This is a genomic window from Okeania sp. SIO2C9 (genome assembly GCF_010672455.1).
GTDB lineage: Bacteria > Cyanobacteriota > Cyanobacteriia > Cyanobacteriales > Microcoleaceae > Okeania.
The window spans coordinates 1-1,069 of the sequence record NZ_JAAHGO010000299.1 but is presented as its reverse complement, the minus strand read 5'-3'; the positions used below and the strand labels follow the sequence as shown (position 1 = coordinate 1,069).

The 1,069-nt window shown below is 46.9% G+C and carries 2 protein-coding genes; both read left to right on the top strand.

Translation table 11 applies throughout. From position 1 onward, the window contains the following. The first annotated feature begins 251 nt into the window (after positions 1-251). Positions 252-566: a hypothetical protein gene (locus F6K23_RS41170; RefSeq protein ID WP_293167070.1), complete on the top strand. Its 315-nt coding sequence runs from the start codon at positions 252-254 to the stop codon at positions 564-566. A 177-nt stretch (positions 567-743) separates the two neighbouring features. Then, the coding region (mobC, locus tag F6K23_RS41165; RefSeq protein ID WP_293167068.1) for a plasmid mobilization relaxosome protein MobC at positions 744-1,069 on the top strand (326 nt) is incomplete at its 3' end.

The window sequence follows — 1,069 nt, the reverse complement described above, 5'->3', positions numbered from 1 at the left end:
CCATTGATTGCCCGTGCTGTCAGAAAACAGCAACTTGCAGCCGAGCAACAGTGATTGTGACAGACTGGTTCTGCTTGAATGGGAAATGAAGTAGTGGTCTAAATTTTTTCCATTGAGCATTACTCTCTTGTTTTTGCCAAAAGCGTCCACCCCAAGTAGTCAGCGGTGATTCTTGGTATAAGAGAAAAATTGGACGCGGTATATAAGCTTAAGAGATATTACTATTAGGAGCTAGTTCAAGGGAGATTGACATGGGAGAAGCCAAGCGACGGAAAAAATTAGACCCCAACTTTGGGAAAATTCCCAGACCCAGAAAAGGCACTCAATTCGACTTTGAGCTGTTTGAGAAATATATGGACTTGCCTTTGTCTGAATACTCCGAACCCGAACACGCTCAACTTGTCGAGAAGGGACTTGAGCAGCTATTTCACCTGGCACAAGAAGCGGGGGTTGAGATGCCACCGATGCCTACCGACCCAATGGAAAAACAGCGTTTACTACATCGGTTCACTCAAGGTATGGCTAACTCTCGGTTAAAACTGCCCGATGGAAGCATTATCGAGTAGGGGCGCAGCTCAATTCTCCTCTAGCGCTGGTTATTCCTGCTATAAGAAAACAAGCTGAATTGAAGGTGTATTTATGCCGACTCCCGACTCCCTTCCCCTTGACCTATGCCCAAGAAACCACGACCCAGAAAGTTTTTGCTGTGTCTCTCTAACGATGAGTGGGAAGCAATCAAGTCAATGGCTAAATCAGAGGGCTTGACTCGCTCTGACTTATTCCGGCTGAAGACAATTTACCGCAGGCTGCCCCGCCGCACCACAACCATAGCAGCTCAGACTTACTGGCAGCTAGCTCGAATTGGGAACAATCTTAACCAGTTAACACGGGCAGTGAACAGCGCGATTAAGCTAGGTTGGCAGTCGCCGCCAGCTGACCCAAGTTTGTTGGAAGAACTTAAAGTCTTACTTAAGCAAGTTCGCCGAGAGCTGGTAGAACTTGACTTGACAGAACAATTAGATGAGGAAGAGGCATCTGATTGGGAGTCTCTACTAGGAACAGACTCAAA

What these genes read in the sequence shown, in the direction of transcription:
- F6K23_RS41170 (WP_293167070.1), top strand. Translation starts at nt 252, where the DNA reads ATGGGAGAAGCCAAGCGACGGAAAAAATTAGACCCCAACTTTGGGAAA.